We start from the raw sequence: 22,061 nt of genomic DNA, 5'->3' as shown, positions 1-22,061 counted from the left end.
AAGCTGCCTGTCTGAGCATAGGTAACGACGACCGGCATCACAGTTCCACCAAAAACGACCCCACGCGCAATCACGACAAGACAAAAAGCACATAGGCGCCCAAAGGCGCCCATGTGCATCAGTACAATCAGTGATCTGGATGACAATAATCAGTGCTCCGCGAGCGCCCCGTCCTGTCCGGGCATCTCGCTTTCGACCTGGTACTCCCAGGGCCAACGCAGGTAATGGCGAGGATCTGCATCCATGCTGAAATCGGGCGCGAACATGCCGGGCGCGTCGCAGCGAAACACACTGAAAGTGCCGACCTGGTTGCCCAGCCTTTCGCAGTAGCGCCGGCAGCGTTCAAAGGTCCAGCCACTGCCGCAGACATCGTCCACCAGCAGGATCCGACGCCCGTGCGGCGCCCGCGCCGGACCATCCAGGAACTGCGGCTGGGGATTGCGCCGGCTGCAGACCAGATAGTCGATGGGCAAACCGGTACTGCGGGAAATCAGGGCTGCGACCGGGCTGCCGGCGCGCAAGATCGCCACCAGCAGGTCATAGCGCGCCGCGATCTCGGCCTGGTGCCGCTGCACCATGGCCTCGATCTCGTGCCACCGCACGTGGCGGGTGTGTTTAAAGGCCATCCACGATGGCGGTTGCGATTGGCTCAGGTCAAGCATGATGGTCCTCAAGCTTCTTCGTCATCGCGCGGCGTGGGCCGCGACTGCCACGGCAGGTCATCATGCACCCTATCCTGGGTCGGGAACGATCTGTCCAACATTTCTCGCATCTCTGGTTTTGCCAGGGTCTCGATCAACGTTCCCTGCAGCAAGGAACGGCGCGCCACATACTTGTGGCCAGCTTTGTCATAGGCAGTGGCACTCTGCTCCATCTTTCGCATGGAAGCGGCATTCTGTTCATCGCTGTTGATCCCATTGAGCTTGACCGCAGCCAATAACATATCCCCGCCGGCCTTGTGCACGGCGCGCTTGTTGCGAAGATTGCTTGTGGCCAGGGCAAAGCGCGCCAGGCGTCCAGGCTTGCGTGGCATCCCCTGTTCGGCATCAGGCTGCTGGCGGAGCTGATTGATACGGCGCTCCCAGGAGCGCGTCTGCGGAGGCGCCTTGCCATCCTCCGCAGACGCGCGAACCACATAACGGGGTTGATCCGGGTTGTCGCTGGGCGCGAACCTGGCACGGGCCGACCTGGCCTGCTCCTCCACTACATCACGATAGGCCTGCTTGAGCACTTCATTTCCCTTCAGGGAAGCCTGCAACATGGTGCGCTTCTGCTCGCTACGCGCCGCCCGCACATCCATGCGCGCCCGCCCACCGGCGTCCAGGTACTTGCTCTCGGCCAGGCTGCCCGCCACCGCCCCTTTGACGGACAAGGCCGCCCCCTGGATCCCTACCAGCGCATGCTGCAGCGTGCTGAGAGTGCGGCTGGCGACGCCGCTTGCGCCGCGATCATAAGCGGCGCTAACCCGATTGGCGACATAGCTGGCCAACTGGGGGGGGCCATCGGAATGCACCTTGATGCGATGGTTGTCGTTAATCTCGTTCAGATACCGGCTCCGAACGCTCTCGGGCTTGGCATCGCTCAAGCCCGACAAGGGAACATAGTCTTTCCCTTTCAGATGCGATTGCAGGGCCTCATTGAGCTCACTGACAGTTTGATGGTCCAGGCGGCCGGCCTTGGCATCCTGGCCGATGAGCTGCTTTCCGTTCAGGCGACGAATGTTGTGCTCGCGCTGTTCCACCTGCTGTTCCGCGGCGCGCTGGCGTTGCAAGTCAAAGGCGCCAGGCTTTTCTTCCGCTCCGGTCATTTTTCCAAGCTTGCTCCGGGCGCTGTCGAGCCGTCGCTGGTTCCAGGACTTGCGGATCGATAGGTCCAGGTCGCGCACCGCGTTGACCATGCCGGCCGCACGCGGCATGTGGTGGCGCGCCAGCATGTTGGTGATCTTGTTGTTGGGACTTGGATTAAAAGTCGAGCGCAGCGCAGTGGCGGTCTTGCTGGCGTCGTCACTGCGATGAAAGTAGCCCGGTGAATTGACTGGCTTGTTGTCGATGGGACCCATGATGGCTCCTGGTTGAATACGGTTGTCTTGGGGGCGCCGACGATATGCTCAGGCGTCCAGGAAATGGTCGGTGCGCCAATCCCTGGCCTGTTCGGCCAGGTTGAGCAGGATGGTCATCAGTTCCGGAGCGCGCAGTTCGTTGAGGCGGCACTGGTAGCCGAAGGTCACGCGCCGGTCCGGACCCAGCATGAAGGCGGGCGAATTGGCCGCGTAGATCAGCATGTTGGTTTCGAGCAGGGCCTGGTAGGCGTCCAGCAGGCGCTCCTGGGGAGGCATGCCAAAATCGCAATAGACGATGAGATGATCGGGAGCGAATTCCTCATCGTACTGGACGAAAAAATCGATGCCATCGACTTCGATGGCGTTACCTTGCACCATCAGTTCTGGCTGATCGATATTGGCGATCGCGCAGAAGTCATTGGTCAATTCAATAAAGCGGCTTCTGGACATGGGTTCCTCTTGTTGTGGTTTCACCCATGGGTGCCCGGTGCGACAAGTGTGGTTCCTGACATTGAGGATCATTGAAAGAAAATTCTTTCTCCAGGACACAGGAACAGGTGGCCGTGCGCCCATCCTGTCCCGGTTAGCCCCTCGATATGCGAAAGGCATAAAAAAAGCGACCTTCATTCGAAGGTCGCTTCCGGGCATGACGCCGTGTACGCTGGCTAGCGCTTGGCGCTGTTGAGCATTTCGTGCAGTTCCAGCCGGTTGTAGGCCACCCGCAGCGCATCGCGCGCCGATACGCTCTTCTTGTGCACCAGTTGCAACAGCACTTCATTGAGGCTGCGCGACATGTTGTCTTCCTTGCGCTTCATGAAGTCATTGATCATGTGCAGCTTGGCCGGGTCATTGATGTAGGCGGCAATCTGCTGGTTATTGTTGAACACCATTTCACTGGCCATCACATGATGTTCACCGTCTTCGGACGGCAACAGGCTCTGGAAGATCACTCCTACCAGGCTCTCGGCCAGCGTGGCAGCCCGCTGGGCGCGCTGGTCTTGCGGGAAGAATCCCAGCAGCTTGGTAATGGCGCGCACGGCGCTGCTGGTATGCAGCGTAGCCAGCACCAGGTGGCCCGATTCCCCGGCGTGCAATACGGTGTCGGCGGTATCGAAATCACGGATCTCGCCGACCATCAGCACGTCCGGCTTTTGCCGCAACGCCTCGCGCAAACCTGACGAAAAGCTTTCAGTGTCGGTCGGGACCTCTTTTTGCGAAATCATCGACTGCTTGCGTTGCAGCTCGTATTCGATCGGCTCTTCGATGGTGATGATGTGGCCATGCCGGGTCGAATTGATGTAATCGAGCATCGACGCGATGGTGGTCGTCTTGCCGGCCCCCGTGGGCCCGGTCACCAGGATGATGCCCTTGGTCGCTTCGAGCACCGTCTTTACGTAACTTGGCAAACCGGTGCGCTCCAGCGCCAGCGGCTCAAGCGGAAAACGCCGGATCGAGACGGCGACCTTGCTGCCGCGGCCCATGCGGTAGATATTGCAGCGCAAGCGCCATTCCCCCAGCACGAACGGGCAGTCCAGCGCGCCATCGATGATCTTGTCTTCCCAGTCTTCGTCAATGGCCGCCAGCAACGGCGCCAGGTTTTGGATCGATACAGGCATATCGTGCACCTGCTGCCAGCCGCGTGGCGTCTTGAGCATCAGCGGTTGGTCTTGCTCGATATGAATGTCCGAGAAAGTCTGCGTAGAGTTGACAAGCGCGAGCAATTCCCGTTGGAGATCGCGTGCGTGGAAATGGTCATTTGACATTCGGCCACCTGATTTTTGTAAAGCGCTTTTTAGTCTTGATGGAAGAGCGACGGACTGCTGCCTGCTGCTTTCCCCGACATGTTTGACCGCCGCGAACCCGGGCTGTGCAAGGATTTGACCGCCCACCAAAGATGCTTTCCATGATCGGTCCGACAACTGACATGATGAGAGGGGAGTCTACTATACCTGCTCGCGCCGTCGCAATTGTTCGCAAAAACTAATATTTTATGCACACACAACGGTATTCCACCTGCGGAGTCTCAACTTGCCAATTGAGCGAAATATCGTAGGCCGAGCGAAAATTCAATCGAAGGATGCATGCCCTCTCCCTTTCACGTTTAAATCATTTTCACATTGCATTCAAGCTCGGGGCCGGATCCCATTATCGTTATCTGGACGCCTGCACCAGTATCTCCTGGGGTATGTTTTTGTATACCTTCTGGGCATATTTGATACGCAGTTGCGGATTACGCGCGTTGTAAGCGCCTACCGCCTCCCAGGTCAGGCCCATGCGCGCCATGTTCTGGGCCAGGATCCAGGCCCCTACCTGCAGATTCACGCAGGGATCCTTCAATTGTTCTTCGGTAACACCGTACTTGCGCAGTGTTGGCAGCCAGCTGCTGTTGATCTGCATCATGCCGATGTCGTAACTGCCATTCTTGTTCTTGTTCATGGCCTTGGGGTTCAGGTTGGACTCGGTCTTGGCGATCGCGTACAGCAGGTGCACGTTGACGCCGTACCACGAAGCCACCTCATTCCAGCAAGCCAGCGCCGGCGCGCACGCCAGGCAGGCCAGGATCAGGGCGGCGGTCTGCAGCAGCAGGCGCGCCAGCCAGCGATTGGGTTCACGGGGAATAGGTTCCATTTGCGTATCTCATTGTCTTGTCTGCGCCGCAAATCAGCGGTCGGTAATTACTGTCCATGACGATCGTTCCGACGGGGAACGTGATATGGGTCGTGTTTTCCCAGGGGTCATATTCCGAATAGTGGCAAGCCGCGCCGGCGACAAAGTAATTGATACCGACCGAAAAGGCCGGAGACGATGTCCAGCGGTTGACCTGCAACCCCTCGGTAACCACGTTGTGGGCGACATAGACGTCCTTTGCATTGACCGCACGGGCGGCGTTGACATCCAGATCTGCCGAAACGGAGTTACTAGTACTAATGTCTCCAGTGGCATGGATAGTTCCACCAGCCACCATATTTCCCGAGGCGTTGACGTTGCCGGTACTGACGTTGCCGGCGGTCAGGGTGCCTGGAACGCCCATGTTGCCGTTCTGGTCCACCGCCAGCGCGACCCAGTTCGCGCCGTTATAGGTGAAGGCGCGCGACAGGCCCCTGACCATGCGCACGTCGCCCGCCGTATTGCCGGCGCCGGGAAGGTCGGCGTAGTTCTGTACCGGCTCTTTCCACTGCGAGGGCGAACTCCATACGTTGTTCGTGCCGCATACCAGCAAGCCGCGCGTGGCGGAATCGATGGCCACGGCGGCCCGGTTGACGCCATCCGAGTCAAGGCAACTGGCCCCGGAGCTCACCAGAGCAATGTCCGCCATGCGGATCGGTGTGTTCATACGATTCAGCTCGGGACGCCCTGGAACCGCATTGCGATAGAGATAATCGGCGGAAGACTGCCCCGGCCCATCAAAAAAGAGATTGGATGCCAGGTGGCCGCCGTCGCTGGCGCTGCCGCTCAGGTTGGTTCCCCCGCTGCAAGTGGTCGAGCGATAAGAGGCGGTGCTGCTGCTCCAGTTGCTTCCCTTGGCATTGTTGAAGTCGGAGGTGCTGATATACCCCCCATTGGGACCGGCATTGGCGGCAATCACCGGCAGCACTTTCTCGGGAATCTGGTCGCCACCGCTGGTGACCACCAGCGCATCGAACTTGCCCGGATTGCCGCTGGGATCAGGCTGGCGAATCAGCACGCACGCGGTCTGGCCATAGATATTCTTGGCAGCCGTCCCGGCGGACAGGAATTTCCCGGTCTTCAGTTGCGCCACGCCTATTGCCACCAACGACCCCGCTGCCGGCAGCGAAGTCGTCAGCGTGGCGGCATTCGCGGCGATGTATTTTTGCCCGGCCGCCGCGATCTGCGACTGGTAATAGGCCGCCTGCTGGCCCTTGGTGTCTTCCAGCGAGGTATCCATCATGCTGGCCAAACTCATCACGAGGATGGCGCCGATGGCGAGCGCGCCGAGGATTTCGAGCATCGCGACACCGCTCTGGCGACGCATGGCAGAAGGAGGATGGATCGGCATCATGTTCATTTGATCATTGCGATCCACACCGGCGCACCGTTGGGAATCGACATGGCGGAAATGGCGGAGGTCGGGATATTGGTATTGCCGGCGACCGGCGACTGCAATTTGTTGGTAGTGCCGTCATAGACGCCGAACAGGACCGAGTTCTGCGCCAGGCTGGCCAGTTCGGCCACCAGGTTGCGGTCCGGCAGCGCCGTGGCGTAGATGTAGATGATGCCGGCGGCATCGCGGTAATTGCTCCATGCCAGCGGCGTGCTCTGCTGGTACAGGCGGCTCCACGACGGCAGGTAGCCGCCGCTCTTGAGGGCAGCCGTGGTGACCACGCCTGGGCTCGTATCGTGCGCGGTGAAATAGTTGATGACGGCGTTGCGATAGATACCCATCTCGGCCGCCGTGCTGGCGGCCAGGCCAGCCTGAACGCCGTCGAGCGTCCGGGCGTTTCTGGTCGCATATACTCCGGCCACCGCGATCAGGATGGCCACTACTGCAGCGTTCCACATGAGGAGCCCTCCGTTAGGTCGGGCTGGCGAGCGCAATTGCGCCCGCCAGCGCATTCGTCACCGCGTCGGCAATCAGCTCGATGTATAGACGATGGAGTTATCGGCCGCCGAACACTGGGTCGTGGCAATATCGGCCGTGACCGGGAAGGTAGTCACGGTGGTTCCGCCGTTGGTCTGCACCGAGGTCCAGCCATTGGCGCCCGACAACATGCTCACGCAAACGTCTTTTGGCACCGACGGATAGGTGATCTGGAAGCCGGTTCCGGATCCGGCGATGGCAACCGTGCCGCCCCAGCTGTTCTTGAGCGTGGTGCCGTCGGCGGCCAGCGTGCCGGGCGCGGCCTTGGCGGTTTGCAGCAGCTCCGGGATGCCGGCGGTCGGATACGTCTGTCCCATATACAGCTTACGCACCGCGGTACGCAGACCGATCACTTCTTCATTGGCCTGGTTCGACTTGGCGCTGCTGAAGGCGCCGGTCAGCAGAGAGATCGCCCCCATCACCACGATGGCGGCGATGCCCAGATAGGCGATGCCTTCCAGCAGCGATGCGCCTTGCTGGCGTGCGACCTTGCTGTTGGAGCGAATTTCCCTGGCGTGTGAACCACTCATTTTTTCGACGTGCATGATTGACCCCTGTTGTGAGAAAGAACTGCGTTAAGACCATCAATGAGCGCGGGCAAGTGCCGCAATTTCCTGCTGAATCCCGAAGAACCCGATCACCAGCCAACCGATGACTACCGCCATGGTGACCACCGCCAGTCCGTTGACCAGCTTCATCCGCAGGGAAATGATGTCCACCCCCTGCTCCATCCATTCATCCGCCAACAGTTGCAAGGCGTCGGCGAACCCCTTGTACTCCGCATAGACGCAAAGATCGTCGATGACCTCCTTCGACGGAAACTGATACCCCGTATTGCGCAACGCCTCGCCACAGTTCAGGCCCGAACGCACCCCCAGCAAAGCGCCGTCCAGGCGTTCGCGCAACCAGGGCTGGGCGCCGCTGGACAAGCGCATCAGCGCCTTTTCCACTGTCACGCCGGCGCCTTGCAGGGCCGAAAACGCCATCAGGAAACCGCTGCCCACCATCAGGCGATAGATCGAATAAGGCGGCGCACGGTCGGCCCAGATGCGCAGGCTGCCGCGCCAGCGGGGCAGAGACGCGAACAGGATCACCAGCGCCACGGCGATGCCCAACAGCGTCCATCCCATCCAGTTCTGTACCCACAACGACATCAGGTACAACGAGCGCGCCGCCCCTTGCCACTTGTTGGGATCCATCATGGTCGTGAATTGCGGGATGACCTTGGCCCCGAACAGGTAGATGTACGACAGCACCAGGCCCAGGATCGCCAGCGGATAAGCCATGCCGCCCACGATCACCGCGTTGATCTTCTTGCGCGCCTGGACCACGTTGACCACCGAGATCAGGGTCGGCTCCAGCTTGCCGGACTGCTCGCCGGCCATCAGGATCATCTGTTCCGACTTCGGCACCCAGCCGTCCAACGCTTCCGACAGCAGCCGGCCGTTCTGCACGCTGCGGCGGCAATCGTCGAGGATGATCGCCAGCGGCTCCTTGGGTTTCTTGCCGTGATGCGATTCGCGGTCGCGCAGTTCTTCCAGCACCTTCAACAGCGGCAAGCCGTTGCTGAGCATCTTGGACATCTTGCGATACAGCCGCAGCCGCGCCGTATCGGTGAATTGCGTCTTGGCCCACAGGCGGTTGATATCAGGTAGCACTGCGCCCCTCCACCACGGTCAGAAAGGGCAACACCGGTGCGTGCTCATAGACCAGGTGGCCCACTACCCGCTCGGCCATGCGCGGATCGAGCTCGCCCCGCGCCACTTTCTCGATGGCGTGCTCCAGCATGGTCCTGCCGCCCAGTTCGTTGACCCAGTACTTCAGCGCCTCGGTCTTCTCGCCCTGGCGCACCAGTCGGAAGAAATGGTCGTCCGGGATGATGATCTCGGCCACCACCGAACGTCCCACCGTTCCCTGCCCCTTGCATTCGTCGCAACCAGGCCCGGTCACGCAAACGCCTTCCAGGTTGGCCGACACCGCCTGGCGCACCCGCGCCAGCATGGCCGGCGGCAACGCTTCGGGATGCTTCGCCAGCGGCTGCCGGCAGCACTGGCACAGCTTCTTGACCAGGCGCTGGCTGATCAGGCCGGTGACCACGTGGTGGTCGGCCACCAGGCTGGCCGGCAAACCCAGGTCCAGCAGGCGGTCGACGATGGCCAGGGCGCTGTTGGCATGCACCGTGGTCCACACCTGGTGGCCGGTCATCGAAGCGCGCAGCGCGTTCTGTGCGGTGGCCCGGTCGCGCACTTCGCCGATCATGATGGTGTCGGGATCCAGCCGCATGGCGTTGGAAATGGCGGCGGCAAAGGCGCGCGATCGCTCTTCTTCGCTGCCGGCATTGGTCACGGCCGTCTGCACCGCGCCTTCGATCGGGTATTCGACCGGATCCTCGATGGTCAGCACGTGCAGCTTGCCTTCGGCTTCGATGATCTCGCCGGTCAGCACCCGCTGCAGCGTGGTCGACTTGCCCGAGCCGGTAGGGCCGCTGATGATGTTCAGGCCGACCGGTTGCTCCTTCAGCTTTTGCAGCGCGGCGGCATGGGCTTCGGAAAAGCCCAGCGGACGCAAATCGATGTTGTCGCCGGCATCGTTATAGAGCAGGCGCATCACCATCACCGATCCTTCGCTGGTGGGTACGGTGGCAATGCGCACGCCGTACAGCGCCGGCGGCAGCTTGTCGCGGTCCGCGATGGCGGCATCCTGGCGCTCGGTGGGCTTGTAGGAGCTGTCCGAGACCGAGGTCATGGCGCCATACAGGGTCGCCAGCAGGCGCTCGCCGTATTCGCGGGTCTGGCCGCCGACCGGCACCAGGTCGTTGTGGATGCGAAAGTAGATTTCGGTGCAGTTCTTGCGTACCCGGAGATGGATATCGGAGGCGCGCGAACGGCAAGCCTTGTTGAGCAAGTCCTTGGCGGTGACCTGCATCATGGTGTGTTCCTGGTGGCGCTCTTCGGGCAATACGCCGCCGATGCGGTTGATGCGGTAGATCACCTCGACCCCGCTCGACTCCACCTGATACGGCTGCCCCAGCCGCTCCAGCCGTCCCTGGTAGGACATGACATGGGGATTGAGCTCTTGCCCGGCCACGACCAGCAGACGGCCGTCACCCAACAGGCACAGCAGCTTGCGCTCTTCCTGGCTGGCCTCGAACAGGCCGCTGTGGCTCAGCACCTGCAGGCCGTCGAAACGCGGCACGTCGTCATGGGCGCCGGCGGGCGTGCCTTGCGGCTGCTCGCGGCGTCGTGGCAGGCGCAGTTTCATCTTGCTGCTCCTCGGGCAACCGGGGATACGCCCGGGCCGGGGAAATTCGGATTGAATCCGGTCAGCGCCGGCGCATAGGTGCCCAGGCGGAACTGGCGTCCCTTGCTGGATGCCAGTACCTCGCGCGGATGCACCGCGACGATCTTCATGCCGCCGGGCAGCGTGTCGCCCTGCTGCACATCGACCAGGCTGCCATCGCTCAATTGCAAGGTGGCGTACATGCGGCTGCCGATGCCTTCGATGGCGCGCACCACCGGATCGCCCACCACCTCGGGCTGGTTCAGCGCCGCCGTCACGCTTTGCCGGGCGGCGATCTCGTTTTGCTTGGTGACGATGCTGGCCTGCACTTCGAGCTGCTTTTCGCGCGCCTTCAAGACCATGGTCTCGGCTTCGATCCGGGTCAGGCTCTCGGAGGTGCTCTCGGCGTGGGCGGGAGACGCCGTCCAAGCGGCCACGGCCAGCATTGCGATAGCGGTCCTGCGTGCAATAACGGTCTTATTTTGCATATATCGTTCCCTCCATGATCCACTGGGATCCTTGATAAACCACCTTGTCGACCCGCACACCCGGCCGGTTGAGAATCTCGGCGATCTCCAGCGGCTCCATGCCGCCGGCGACGAGTTTAAAAAGGTAACTGCGCCAATTGGGCTGCCACTGCTGGTCGCCCGCATTCAATTGCGGTGGCGGCGCGGTCGTGACCTTGATCGGCACCCCCATCATCTGCAGCCGCGACAACAGCGGCTCGAGCGTCTTGCGGCTGTCCTGCAATTCTTCGTTCTGCGGCGCCTGCAATTTCAGCGGACGCACGTAGCTGGCACGCTCTCCCGTCGCTTCCACGGTGGCATCCGGCATCTGCTCGCGCAGCATGGCCACGGTCGACATGCCTCGGCCCCAGGCATAGGTCTGCGCCTCCTGGGTGCAGGTATAGGACTCCAGCACCCAGCCGCCTGCCGTGGGATGGGTGAACTGTTTCTGGCAGCTCTGCATCAAGCTCACCGGCGAAGCCTTCTTGGCCCAGGGGCGCGCAGCCACCGAGGCTTCGCGCGCCAATCTTTCGCGCACCTGCTGCATGGCGATCTCGCGTTCACGCTCTTCCTTCTTCTGCTGGTAGATCTTCCACCCGTAGGCGCCGCCCAGCGCCACGGCGCCAATCACGGCAGCCGCAGCGGCCATCGGCACCCAGCTGGGACGGCCGCCGATCTGGCGCATGCCCCACCACTTGTGGATGCGGATGCTGCCGTCCTGCCGTTGCGGGATGAAGCTCTTGATGTCGCGCGGCTGGAAGTTGTGGAAACCGAACGAGCGCAACTCGTCCTCGCCCAGCACCACGTTCCAGCCGCCCAGCGCGTAATCGTTGTGCAGGCGGTCGAGCACCTCTTCCTTGGTGCCGGCGAAGTCGCCATTGGGCAAGAAGTTGGCGTCGCGCACCGCGAAGTAGACCCAGTGGTCGTCAGGCAGCTTGAAAGCGCCCAGCCAGTTGTGCACCGGTTGCTGCTCGCCGTCGTAGAACGCGCCTTCGATGGCCAGCGTCTTCGACACCACCGCGGCCAGCGAATACATGCCGCGCTTGACACCGTCCCTGGTCTGGGCAAAACCGGCCTGGGCCGTGGTGTGATCCATCCGGACCACCATCAGGTCGGAATCGATCCGGCGTCCCAGCTCGGCGGCTTCACGGTTGAGTTCGCGCGGCTTGGACAGCGATTGCCAGAACAGGCCGCAGACGAACTTGTGCTTCTCTAGTGTGGTGATATAGCCGGCCATGTCATCTTCCTCAGGACGCCGAACCCATGGTCACCGGGGTAATCAGCACCACGATCACCTCCTTGTTGGTGGATGCCGAGAAACCGCCGCCCAGCACCATGTTCCTGGCCTCGCCGACACCCGAGCGGCCCAGGTCGTCGTCGGTCTGCTCGAAGCCGCTGATGATCAGGGTTTCGTTGGACTTCATCGCCACGCGCTGCAGGAAGTTGCGGGTATCCAGCTCGGGCGACTCGATCTGCGAGGTGACCCTGCCGTCGGAGTCGCTGGTGCCGACGATGGTGCGGATGCGCCGCAGCGTCGAGATGTCGGTGGAGAACTGCAGCATCACGGTGCCATTGGTCAGCATATGCGGCAGGATGCTCATGTTGAAACCGGCCGTCACCACGCCAGGCGTGAGCGAGGTGGTCGAGCCGACCTGCGCCACCAGCGAGGTTTGAAGCGATTGCAGGTAGGTGGTCTGGCGCGCCACCTGCACCGGCACCGGCTGGTTGTTCAGCGTCACCACCGAGGCGGTGGTCTGGCGCCGCACCCGGCCCTGCTCGGACAGCGCCTGCATCACCGCCTGGCTGCCCGCGAACTTGGAGGTCCCGGTGGCCGGAACGCCGGCGGTGAACGACACCAGGCCGGTGGTCGCGGCGCCTGCATAGGAATTGGAGATGCCGAAGTTGCTGTTGAGACTGCGGTAGACGGCATTCCAGTTGATGCCGTACTGGTCCGAATCGCTCAGGGTGACCGACAGCACGGTCACGTTGATGGCGATCTGGCGCGACAGCGACTTGTTCTCGCCATCGATGTAGGACGCGATGCGTTCCAATGAATCGGGCGTATCCACCACCGTGATGGAACCGGTAGCAGGCGAAGCCAGCACCTTGCCATACGGCGACAGCATGACCTTGATTGCCGACTCCAGTCCGGTATAGACCGACAGCTTGGAGGCGACCTGGGTATTCTGGGTATTGTTGGCGTTGACGCCCGAGGACGAGCTACCGCCGCCACCGCCATTGGAACCGCCACCACCGCCGCCGTTGCCGCCGCCGGTGCCGCCAGTGGAGGTTGCGCCACTGGTGACGGTGGCCGAGAAGGTCGAATCCCCCGGAATGGCGCTGATCTGGAAATTGCGCGATTCGGTGTGGAAGAACTGGATCACGCCATCGCTGAACTTCCATGACACCCCGAAACGGGCGGCGGCGGTATCGAGCAAGCCCTTGAGCGAACCGCTGTTATAGGCAATGCGCACGCCATTGGGCAGGTCGGTGAAGGTCGGCTGCGCCTGGCCGGTATTGGCGGCCGGGCCGCGGCCGGGCTGCACCGGGCTGCTCTGGCCTTCGCCGGGCGTGCCTGCGGGCAACGGCAACATCGGACCATTGGCTTGCGCCATCATGCCCGGGGCTGCCCGCAACGCCGGGATAGGCAGGCCGGGGGCGCCGCGTGAACGGAATGCGCCTGCGGACACTTCCAGCGCGTCCGGGCTGACCTTGCTCGGTATGCCGGAGCGCAGGGTGATCCGTTCGGCCAGTTCGGTCAGCGAATTGATGGTGCGATCGAAGGTTGTCGGTTCATAGAAGATCGGCGGCAGCGAAGGCTGGCCCAGCTTGATCGCCGTCTTGCCCAGCCAGATGCCGGATTCGTGCTTGACCAGCGGTGTCGACGGCATGACGCTGCCGGGTGCGGTGCGGCCGACGTCACGGCTCAGGCGGCTGGCGCGTTCGCCTTCCTGGTCGACCTGGCCTTCGAGCTTGTTGGCCAGTCCGCTGCAGCCGGCGATCAGGATCGCCAGTGGCAGCAGCAGCGGTAATTTGCTGGAATACGCCTTCATCATTCACTCCCCTTGGCCATGATGCGCAACACCTTGTTGCCTTGATAGAAGACCGCCTTCATCGGGATCTCCGCGCTTTCCATGCTGCTGGCGACGATCGACACCGCTTCTTCGAACGTGCCGCGCACACGGGTACGTGCTTCCACGGCGTAGTCCACCGGCAGTTCCCACAACAGTTGCCAGCCGGCCGATGCCGCCCAGCGCGCCATGGTGGCGTTGAGGGTCTTGTCGGAGACGATAATTTCCCATTCGCGGCTGCCATCGGCGGCCAATCCCAGCGCGGCCGGCGCAGCGGGCGCGGCGGCGGCCATCGGCACGGCATCGATCAGGGTGGCCGGCTGTTCGACTTCCTTTTTGGCGCGCTTGCCGTTGCGGGGCTTCTTTTCGTCATCCGCCTTGGCCAGCACGATGGTGTCGGCGGAGCGCGCGGAAGCGGCCAGCGGCAGCGGGTTGCAATCGTCGCCCAGCTCGATTTCGCCGGCCAGCAACTGGAACCGCTGGTCCTCGGCGGCGGCGAAGGTCGGCGTCGGGGCATACTTCATCACCGCCGCCGGCTCGGCAGCGGCAGCCGCCTGCAAGCCCCCCTGTCCCAGGCATAGCACAACCAGGCCGGTGAGCATCCGGATCTGCCGCAAGGGGCGCTTGACTTCAAGGTGTGAGCGATACATAAATGCTTCCCATCGTGAACATCGTCAATAAAAAGGCGAACACCGTCCCCTTGCGCCTCCCGCAACGAGAGGCGCATCGCTGTGAAACGCACGGTTGCCCAAAGCACCCGGCCTCACCTGGAATCACCTGACTAATCTGTTACCGAACTGCGGATGCTGCGTGAACCATTTTCATTTTTTCTCACCGCCTCGCACACCATTGCAGTGTGCGGCGACCCCGGCGCTGCGCGCCTAGCGGTGAGTGACAACCCAATAACGGAGCGCCTTTCGCGGCGTTTCCGTTCAAGATTGGAATAGATAGTAACGAAAAGCTGACAGGGAAATTCTCAACAAATATGACCACCGCGAAACTGGACGAAACGACAATCCTGGCGATCTTGCATGGCTGATATTTCCTCCCCGGCCATTGCGCCGCGCCTTACGGCCCGGTACGATCCCGTGGTACTGATGATGAGTGAAAAAGGCTTGCGCTCCGGTTCCACAAAGGCGCAAAAAAACGCTACCCGGCCAACGAAAAAAGGAGCACCCCCGGTGCTCCTTCCGACTGCCCGCCGCCTTTCGGAGACGACCTCGACAGTGCCCTACATTATCCCCACCGCTCCCGGCCGCAGGCATCGGTTCTTGGTCTTGCGCAGCGGCAAATGCACTCCCATCAGCGATCCTTCGTGCGGCATGTTGCTGGCCTGCTGCGGGTCGGACGACGGTGGCCTGGGTGTAGCGCCAGGGGCATTGGCCGGTAGCGGCAGCAGGGCCGGCGGCGTTCCCGACGAGGTGGCCGCGTCGGCCGGCGCCGGCAATACCTGGGAATTAGGCATGGGCCCTGGCACCGGCACGCTGGGCATGCCTGGCGTCGGCATGCCTGGCTGGCTCGGCGCCGGCGCTGCTGGCGTTGCATTGCCGCGCGCCTTGTTGAGCGCCAGCCGGGTGCCGTCGAACCCGGTGATGCGCGGCGTGATCAGGAACAAGCGTTCACGGGTGCTGTTGGAGCGCGATTCGCTGCGAAACAATCCGCCCACGACCGGCAGGTCGCCCAACACCGGCACTTTCTGCTTGTTGCGGATCAACGATTCGGCGCGATAGCCGCCGATCATCAGCGTCTGCTGCGCATCGATGATGGCCTGGGTATTGATGGTCGAGCGCGTCACGTTGGCGGCGATGGTGCCGCTGCCGTTGTTATTGGTCGAGCGCGATGAATCGGACTCGGTATTGTTGAGCGAACCGTCCTCGATATCCACCTCCAGCCGAACCCGGGTCTCACCGGCATCGTTGATGATGCGCGGGATCACGCGCAGCATGGTGCCGGCGGTGATGTCGGACATGTCGGCCACCCGCTCCCCCACCAGCGACACATAGGCGCTCTGGCTCAGGTCTAGCACTGCCGCCACGTTGTCCAGCGTCAGCACGGTCGGCGTGGCCAGCACGCGCGCCTCGCCATTCGACTCCATGGCCTTCAGGCGGGCATAGAAGCGTGCCGCATCGCTGATGAGCAGGGTTGCGCCCGGCAACGGCAGGTCGGTACCGCTGGACTGGGTGGTGGTGCCGTTGACGGTGGTATTGACCACACCGGCGCGAGCGCCCCACTCCACGCCCATCTCGGCCAGCCGGCTGCGGTCGATGTCGACGATCAGGGCTTCGATCTCGATCTGCTGGGGCTTGATGTCGAGCTGGGCGATCAGCGACTCGTAGACGCTCTTCTTGGCGATATCGTCATAGATCATGATTGCATTGAGGGTGGAATCGGCCTCGATGCGCGGCCCCTGCTGCTTGCCTTCGCCATCCTGCGCGCCACCGGCGCCGCTGGTATTGTCGTAGCCGCCCGGCGACGCCGCCTGGCCGGCGCCCGGCGCCATCAGGTTGTTGCGTCCGTTGGCGCCGGGCGCGGAAAACAACGGCGAAAAACGCTCGCCGGACTCCTGGCCGTCGCCCGGTTCGGCGCGGTTGATCTTGCCGCTGCGCGAGCGCTTGCGGCTGTCGACATCGAACCGGTTGTTGCCGGTGACCTTCTCGCCGCCGCTACCATGCCCGCCCATCAGCAGATTGGTCAGGATGGTCTTGATGCCGGGGATAGTCTCGGGCTTGCCGCGGGTATTGATCACCCGATCGTTGGCGCTGGCATACTTGAGACGAAACAGCATGACCTGGCGGCCGCGCAGTTTTTCCTTCTTGGCGCCGGCCGGCATCAGCACCTCGCGCGCCAGGTCCACATAGGCGCGCGGGCCGCTGACGATGACCACCCCCTCATCGGGCAGCTCGCCCCAGCCGAAACGCTCGTCGAACAGGCCCAGGCCCACCAGCGCGGTCTTGGCGTCCATCACGGCGTCCTCGCCCACCTGCATGCGTTGCGAGGTATTGTCGGTGGCCGAGACCACGTACAGCGTATCGTTGTAGACGAACCAGCGCATCTTGTTGGCGCTGGTCAGCCGGTTGAGGAATTCGACGCCGTTCTCGGCCTTGAGCCGGCCCTTGACGATCTGGCCGCCCTCGGCGCTCAATTGCAGCCGCACTCCATAGGTGCGGCTGAATTCGTCGAGCACGCCGCGCACGGTCATGCCGTTGGCGTTGATCGAGAAACCGCCTTCCTTCCATGCCGAAGGCACGGCGGCCTGCAAGGTGCTGCTCCACAACAGCAACATTACCAGGAGCATTCCAAGGCCCCATGACTGGATGGTTTCACGTACATTCATGCTGCTCCCCCGTTGAGGGCCGTGCGCAGACGCTGCTCGGCCCGACTGCTGTCTTCGGCCTGACGGCCATTGGACGGTTTCATCGCGGCTCGCCACAAGCCGGCCTGATTCAAAATGTTTTCCAGCGCATCGGCCGCGTCGGCCCAGGTTTCGGCGTCCGGCAACCAGCGGTTGAGCACCAGCGCATCGCCATCGTCGGGAATCGCCAACCCGGCCTCGAATTCGAGCGCACACTGGAACCCGCATCGCATCGACTCGGTGATCTGGGCGTCGGTCGGCTCGCGCACCAGGATCACGCCCAGTTCGGCGCCGCCGTCGCCGACCTGCAGGTAGACGCTCTCGCCGCCAATATCAAAGGGTTCGCCCAGCGGCAGGCCTTGCAACCATTGTTCGAGGTCTTCGGACAACATCGCGTCAACGCGTTTCATTCAGGACGGTCTTGAGCGGCTTTTGCATCAACCCGAACTGCGCGCTCATGGCAGTGCGCGTGACCGATTGCTTGCTCAGCAGGTCCATGAATTCGGAGGGATCCGGATGTTCGCCATCGGCCTGGCGACGGTTGAAGTCGCTGATCTGCTCAGCGGTGGATTCGAAGCGGTTATTGAGTTGACGCAGGTTCTGCAGGTAAGGATTCTGATTGTCCGACATGATCTTGCTCCTTTGGCATGAACGGTCCGGGCCGTATGCACCCGGCTCCGGATTGACTGATGGGAATCACTTCGATATGTGACTCCGGCCGCCGCCCGGTTCGCTCAATGCCCGCGGAAAAGTCTCAACTTTCATCTCCATCGATGGCATCGGTATCCGCTTCCAACGCCCCGGCCTGCCCGAAGTCCTCGCCAACGGCAACAAGGTCGTTGGCATCGGGCGCCGGCGCGGCCGGGATGAATTGCGCCAGCGACGCCCGCAGGGCCTCGCTGGCCAATCCGAATTCGGCGCGCCATTCGCCGTTTGACGCCTCCAGCCGGCAGGTGCCTGGCTGCAGGCGCTTGTCGCCCTTGATTTCCCAGGGCAGGCCGGCCGTACCGTCGATACCGGCGGCGTCGTCCGGGTGCATCCAGGCCACCGCAGCGTTGAGCTTCGGCGGGGCCTCTTCCAGCACCCGCCGGCAGGCCGCTTCCAGCCGCTCCTGCGGCGTGGTGTCGAGCACCAGCCGGTCGAAGATCCGGCGCGCCAGTTCAATGGCCAAGCCCGCCGCCTCATCGAGCACGCCGTCCTGCATCTGCTGCAACAACGCCAGCATGCGGCCGGCCTCTTCGGCTACCCGTTCCTGTTCGCGCCGCACGGCGCTGTCGGCCTCGGCGCGCGCATGCGCCAGGATGCCGTCGGCTTGCGCGCGCGCCGTGGCCAGCAGGTGCTGCGCCGCCAGGCCTGCGTCGTCGGTAATGAAGAAGGCATCGCTGCGCACTACTCCCTGGCGGGCGCGCAATCCCGGCGGCATGTGCAGCGCCGCCACGCAAAATGAGTTCATCGATTGCTCCACGTTATTGCTCGCTTCGGCCAATGGGATCATGCGCCTGCCCCGCGCGCCTGCGCCAGGCACAACTGCCAGCAATTGCGTTCACGCTCGCGCAGGCGGGCCGACTCGGGCGTGCCCAGCGCCAGGCGCCGGCCCAACTGGCCGGCCTCGTCGTCCGGCAGCAGCAGGCGCAGACGCGACCACATGCCGGGCAACGCATGCTCCAGGCGCATCGCCGCTTCCAGCAGGCCGCGCGCGCGGGCGGTGGCCAACGCCTGCGGCAATTCGCCGGTCCAGGCCAGCAACGGCTGCGTCAGCGCCACGCTGAGGCACCATCGGCGGCGCGCCGGCGATAGCGCGGCCAGTTCGTCGTGGTTGCGGGCGCGGGCCGCGAACAGGCCGCCGAACAGCTCGGCAGCGCGGCCGAACTCGTCGCCATCGCGCACCGTCATCTGCCAGCGCAGGTCGCCGGCGACCGGCAAGACCGGATCGACGGCCGCCTGCCGGCACCAGTCGCGGTAGGCATCGCGCGCGCCCAGCGTACCGGCACATGGCGGCGCGGCATGCCGGCGGGCATACGACCAGGGCGCAAACCACCAGTCCAGGAAATCGGCGCTGGGCGGCAAGTCCATCATGTGCCCTGCCCACCGGCGACTTGCGCCTGGGCTGCGGCCTTGGCCTTCTCCTGCGCTTTTTCCTGCGCCTTCTTGATCCGCCGGGCGGCGAAGTTGGCCAGCATATGTGCGACCTTGGGATGGCGCAGCACACGCTGCAGGCCGATATAGCCGAGGCTCGACAGCGCAATCAGGAACAAGCTGCCCATCGTCAGCGCCAGGCCGGTGGCAGAGGCCGCCGCCACCGTGAACGGCCCGAACATGGTCCATTCGATGCCGGGAGTGGGCGGCTCGCCCGGCATCATCACCACCGACACCTTGTTGCGGCCGTCGTCTCCGGATAGCCCGGGAATGCTGGACGCCACCAGCCGGCGGATGCGCGGCATCACCGCGTCCTCGTCCAGCGGCGGGCGATACTTGACGAACACGGCCGCCGACGAGGGCTGGATCGGCTCGCCCGGGGCGATGCGTTCGGGCAGCACCACGTGCACGCGGGCCGACACCACATTGTCGAACTGCAGCATCGTCGACTCGAGTTCCTCGGACAGGCCATGGATGTAGCGAATGCGCTCCTCCATGGGCGAGGAGATCATGCCCTGCTTCTTGAACACTTCGCCCAGGTTGGACAGGCTGCGTCGCGGCAGCCCGGCAGCATTCATGGTCTCGGTGGCGCGCGAGAGTTCGACATCCTTGACCAGCAGGGTCACGCCCTCCTTGCCTTTCTGCTTGTCGACCTCGATGCCCTTGCGATTGAGCACCAGGATGATCTCGTTGGCGTCGGCATCGTTGAGCGCGGCCTGCAGGATGACCATCTTGGAGCAGGCGGCCAGCATTACCAGCAGCAGGAACACGCAGCTCACCCGCAACAGACGCCATGGCCTGCCTGCGCGCGGCGGATTGAAGAGTATGGGAATCACGATGCCTTGATCATTGGAGTTTGGTCAGGGAGTCGACCGAGGTGGAAGCCTTGGCCACGCATTTCGAGATGGTCTGGACGCGGATCTGATAGTCGCTCAGCGCCATCATCGCCTTCATCAATTGCATCGAGTCGCCGGCGCGGCTGGCCTGCTCCAGCAGCTTGGACACATACAGCTGGTCCTGCTTGACCTCTGAGGCCAGCGACGAGGTACGCTGCGCCAGCACGCTGCCCAGCGAATTGGTATTGGGCTTGTGGCGCATCGCGTCCTTGTTCATGTATTGCTCGAACATGGCCTTGAAGTGCTCGCCGTCTGCATTGCCGGAGCGGATGTCCATGTGCAGTCCCGGTCCGGTCGCATTGCCGCCGGCGGGGTCGTTCAGGGTGATACTTTGCTGCAATGATGCCTGTTGCATGTTTCGGCTCCCTCGAAGATCTGGACTGAACAGGCATAGGTGGGGGTTCGATGGCAGGCGGTTCCCCCTCCACGCGCTCAGAGCGCCTCGCGCATGATCGGGTTGCCGCAATGGACGCCGCCGCAGCCAAGGTCCGAAGACGGATCGCAAAAGCCGTTCCTGCCGCAACGGCGCCGGCAATCGGCGCGCGACTTCGGCGCCGCTCGCGCAATCAACGGTTCGCGCGCGGGGCGCAGCGGCTGCGGCGCCGGCGCCGGCGCGCCGGCGATCAACGCCAGGTGATGGGCGCGGTCGCCGCTGCCGATGATGCGTTCGTCGTCGGCAGAGCGCTGTTCGCCGTCTTGCTCGCCGATGGCCAGCACCGCCATGAACCGCTGCAACAGCGACGACGCCTCCCTGTCGGCGGTGCCGGTGGTGGTCGCGGCGCCGGCCTGGCCGATCACCACCTGCGGCTGGCTGCCGGCCGATTCGATCACCGGCTCGGCCACCGGCGGCGCCGTCACGTCGCCCAGCGGCAATTCGCACTCCGGCCTGGATTGCAGCACCTGCGCGCGTAAGGCCACGCTGCGCACTTCGCAATCCTGGCGCAAGCGCCGCTGCCGGTTGTCCAGCGCCGGGGACGGCACTGGCGCCGGGCAGTTGGGAGACGCGCCGTTCAGTTCGACGATCTCACGGTTTTTCGCCATGGCCCGGCCCCTCCAATGGTTCGGGTTGCGGCGGTTCGCCGAAAGACTCCAGCTCGACTTCCCGCTGCACGTCGCCACTGGCGACCAGCTCATGCACCACCGCATATACCTGGGCCACGGCCTGGTAGCTGGAACGAGGCACCACCATGTCGTCGCGGCAGGTGGCATACAGGGTGCGCGCCAGCCATACGTGCCGCACTACCGGGATGCCGCATTCGTGGGCGCGCTGGATCATCGCCTGCGCCACCTCGTCGCGTCCCTTGGCCAGCACCACCGGCACCTGCGTATCGACCGCGTCATAGAACATGGCCACCGCAAAGTGGGTCGGGTTGACCACCACCGCATTGGCTTTCTCTGTCTTGGCGGCCGGCGCTTCGTTGGCCCACTGGCGCGCCAACTGCTTGCGCTGGCCCTTGACCATCGGATCGCCCTCGGATTCCTTGAACTCGCGCTTGATCTCTTCGTGATCCATCATGAGATCCTTCTTGTGGAAATACTTCTGTATCGCAAAGTCGATCACGCCCAGGATCAGGCAAACCACGATGATCCCGTGGAAGATATTGCGCAACAGGGTCATGAAGGCGTCGTAGACGTCCTTCGGCTCGCCTCCCGCCAGCGTCAGGATGGTGCCCAGCTGGCCGTGGATGGCGCCATACATCATGAAGGCGATCAGCGCTGCCTTGCCCACCGTGATCAGCAGCTCGAACAGCTTCTTCTTGGAAAATATCTGCTTGATGCCGTTGACCGGATTGAGCTTGTCGAGCTTCGGCTCGAGCGCCTCGGTCGCCACCAGGATGCCGAACTGGCCCCAATGCCCGATCACCGCCGTCACCGGGCAAATGATGAAGGCGGCGAAGAACACGATCGCCAGGAAGATCACGGCCGACATCAGCTGGTTGTTCATGGCGGTCGAAAAATCCTGGCCCACGCCCGCGATCCCGCCTTCCATCAGGTTCAAGATAGCCCCGCGCCATAGCGATTCGGTGGCGAGAACGACCTCCATCACCACCACCAGCGTGACCAGCCGGGCCAGGTCGCGACTGACCGCGATCTGGCCCTTCTTCTTGGCGTCTTCTATCTTCTTGTCGGTGGGTTCTTCGTTTTTTTCGTCGCTCATGACC

At 63.2% G+C, this 22,061-nt stretch carries 23 protein-coding genes; all 23 read right to left on the bottom strand.

All coding sequences use genetic code 11. The annotated features are described in order from the left end of the window. Positions 1-149: 149 nt before the first annotated feature. Positions 150-662, bottom strand: coding sequence for a phosphoribosyltransferase (locus FB597_RS10995; protein WP_144769552.1), 513 nt, complete (start codon positions 660-662; stop codon positions 150-152). Positions 663-670: 8 nt separating this feature from the next. After that, positions 671-2,059, bottom strand: a complete 1,389-nt coding sequence (locus tag FB597_RS10990; RefSeq protein WP_144769551.1) for a hypothetical protein — start codon at positions 2,057-2,059, stop codon at positions 671-673. Positions 2,060-2,107: 48 nt separating this feature from the next. After that, the gene (locus FB597_RS10985; RefSeq protein ID WP_144769550.1) at positions 2,108-2,509 is read right to left on the bottom strand and encodes a CesT family type III secretion system chaperone; all 402 of its coding nucleotides are present in this window, start codon (positions 2,507-2,509) and stop codon (positions 2,108-2,110) included. 215 nt (positions 2,510-2,724) lie between these two features. Further along, positions 2,725-3,822, bottom strand: a complete 1,098-nt coding sequence (locus FB597_RS10980; protein ID WP_141912024.1) for a type IV pilus twitching motility protein PilT — start codon at positions 3,820-3,822, stop codon at positions 2,725-2,727. A gap of 388 nt (positions 3,823-4,210) precedes the next feature. Beyond that, the gene (locus tag FB597_RS10975; RefSeq protein WP_144769549.1) at positions 4,211-4,687 is read right to left on the bottom strand and encodes a lytic transglycosylase domain-containing protein; all 477 of its coding nucleotides are present in this window, start codon (positions 4,685-4,687) and stop codon (positions 4,211-4,213) included. Further along, a complete protein-coding gene (pilV, locus tag FB597_RS10970; RefSeq protein ID WP_255517146.1) occupies positions 4,668-6,104 on the bottom strand; it encodes a shufflon system plasmid conjugative transfer pilus tip adhesin PilV in 1,437 nt (478 codons plus the stop codon). Before pilV ends, FB597_RS10975 begins: the two co-directional genes overlap by 20 nt. Then, positions 6,083-6,580, bottom strand: coding sequence for a type IV pilus biogenesis protein PilM (gene pilM / locus FB597_RS10965; RefSeq protein WP_141912016.1), 498 nt, complete (start codon positions 6,578-6,580; stop codon positions 6,083-6,085). The genes pilV and pilM overlap by 22 nt, the downstream gene beginning before the upstream one ends. Before the next feature lie 72 nt (positions 6,581-6,652). Next, positions 6,653-7,189 carry a type 4 pilus major pilin gene (locus FB597_RS10960; protein WP_255517145.1) on the bottom strand — a complete coding sequence of 179 codons (537 nt, stop codon included), beginning with the start codon at positions 7,187-7,189 and terminating at the stop codon, positions 6,653-6,655. Positions 7,190-7,243: 54 nt separating this feature from the next. Further along, complete coding sequence (locus FB597_RS10955; protein WP_144769547.1) at positions 7,244-8,317, bottom strand: type II secretion system F family protein; 1,074 nt, start codon at positions 8,315-8,317, stop codon at positions 7,244-7,246. Beyond that, on the bottom strand, positions 8,307-9,920 hold the full coding sequence (locus tag FB597_RS10950) for a GspE/PulE family protein (protein WP_144769546.1): 1,614 nt from the start codon (positions 9,918-9,920) through the stop codon (positions 8,307-8,309). Before FB597_RS10950 ends, FB597_RS10955 begins: the two co-directional genes overlap by 11 nt. Next, complete coding sequence (gene pilP / locus FB597_RS10945; RefSeq protein WP_144769545.1) at positions 9,917-10,426, bottom strand: type IV pilus biogenesis protein PilP; 510 nt, start codon at positions 10,424-10,426, stop codon at positions 9,917-9,919. The genes FB597_RS10950 and pilP overlap by 4 nt, the downstream gene beginning before the upstream one ends. After that, a complete protein-coding gene (gene pilO2, locus FB597_RS10940) occupies positions 10,416-11,681 on the bottom strand; it encodes a type 4b pilus protein PilO2 (RefSeq protein ID WP_141912003.1) in 1,266 nt (421 codons plus the stop codon). The genes pilP and pilO2 overlap by 11 nt, the downstream gene beginning before the upstream one ends. Before the next feature lie 10 nt (positions 11,682-11,691). Beyond that, on the bottom strand, positions 11,692-13,497 hold the full coding sequence (locus tag FB597_RS10935) for a PilN family type IVB pilus formation outer membrane protein (RefSeq protein ID WP_141913320.1): 1,806 nt from the start codon (positions 13,495-13,497) through the stop codon (positions 11,692-11,694). Beyond that, entirely contained in the window at positions 13,497-14,165 is a 669-nt protein-coding gene (locus FB597_RS10930) for a toxin co-regulated pilus biosynthesis Q family protein (protein ID WP_144769544.1), read from the bottom strand. Before FB597_RS10930 ends, FB597_RS10935 begins: the two co-directional genes overlap by 1 nt. Positions 14,166-14,746: 581 nt before the next feature. Then, positions 14,747-16,849, bottom strand: coding sequence for a type III secretion system outer membrane ring subunit SctC (sctC, locus tag FB597_RS10925; protein ID WP_144769543.1), 2,103 nt, complete (start codon positions 16,847-16,849; stop codon positions 14,747-14,749). Then, complete coding sequence (locus tag FB597_RS10920) at positions 16,846-17,277, bottom strand: hypothetical protein (protein WP_255463920.1); 432 nt, start codon at positions 17,275-17,277, stop codon at positions 16,846-16,848. Before FB597_RS10920 ends, sctC begins: the two co-directional genes overlap by 4 nt. Then, a complete protein-coding gene (locus tag FB597_RS10915) occupies positions 17,264-17,497 on the bottom strand; it encodes a hypothetical protein (RefSeq protein ID WP_141911994.1) in 234 nt (77 codons plus the stop codon). The genes FB597_RS10920 and FB597_RS10915 overlap by 14 nt, the downstream gene beginning before the upstream one ends. Before the next feature lie 124 nt (positions 17,498-17,621). Beyond that, positions 17,622-18,362, bottom strand: coding sequence for a FliH/SctL family protein (locus tag FB597_RS10910; RefSeq protein ID WP_141911992.1), 741 nt, complete (start codon positions 18,360-18,362; stop codon positions 17,622-17,624). Next, a complete protein-coding gene (locus FB597_RS10905) occupies positions 18,359-18,943 on the bottom strand; it encodes a hypothetical protein (RefSeq protein ID WP_141911989.1) in 585 nt (194 codons plus the stop codon). Before FB597_RS10905 ends, FB597_RS10910 begins: the two co-directional genes overlap by 4 nt. Next, positions 18,940-19,839, bottom strand: coding sequence for a type III secretion system inner membrane ring lipoprotein SctJ (gene sctJ, locus FB597_RS10900; RefSeq protein ID WP_255517144.1), 900 nt, complete (start codon positions 19,837-19,839; stop codon positions 18,940-18,942). The genes FB597_RS10905 and sctJ overlap by 4 nt, the downstream gene beginning before the upstream one ends. A gap of 10 nt (positions 19,840-19,849) precedes the next feature. Further along, the gene (locus FB597_RS10895; protein WP_144769542.1) at positions 19,850-20,254 is read right to left on the bottom strand and encodes an EscI/YscI/HrpB family type III secretion system inner rod protein; all 405 of its coding nucleotides are present in this window, start codon (positions 20,252-20,254) and stop codon (positions 19,850-19,852) included. A 77-nt stretch (positions 20,255-20,331) separates the two neighbouring features. After that, entirely contained in the window at positions 20,332-20,940 is a 609-nt protein-coding gene (locus FB597_RS10890) for a hypothetical protein (protein ID WP_144769541.1), read from the bottom strand. After that, on the bottom strand, positions 20,924-22,057 hold the full coding sequence (gene sctU / locus FB597_RS10885; protein WP_141911978.1) for a type III secretion system export apparatus subunit SctU: 1,134 nt from the start codon (positions 22,055-22,057) through the stop codon (positions 20,924-20,926). Before sctU ends, FB597_RS10890 begins: the two co-directional genes overlap by 17 nt. Positions 22,058-22,061: the final 4 nt, after the last annotated feature.

Origin of the sequence: Herbaspirillum sp. SJZ099 (assembly GCF_007828355.1) — a bacterium.
GTDB lineage: Bacteria > Pseudomonadota > Gammaproteobacteria > Burkholderiales > Burkholderiaceae_D > Herbaspirillum.
The sequence above is the reverse complement of the archived record's forward strand: the minus strand, read 5'-3'. Positions and strand labels throughout refer to the sequence as shown.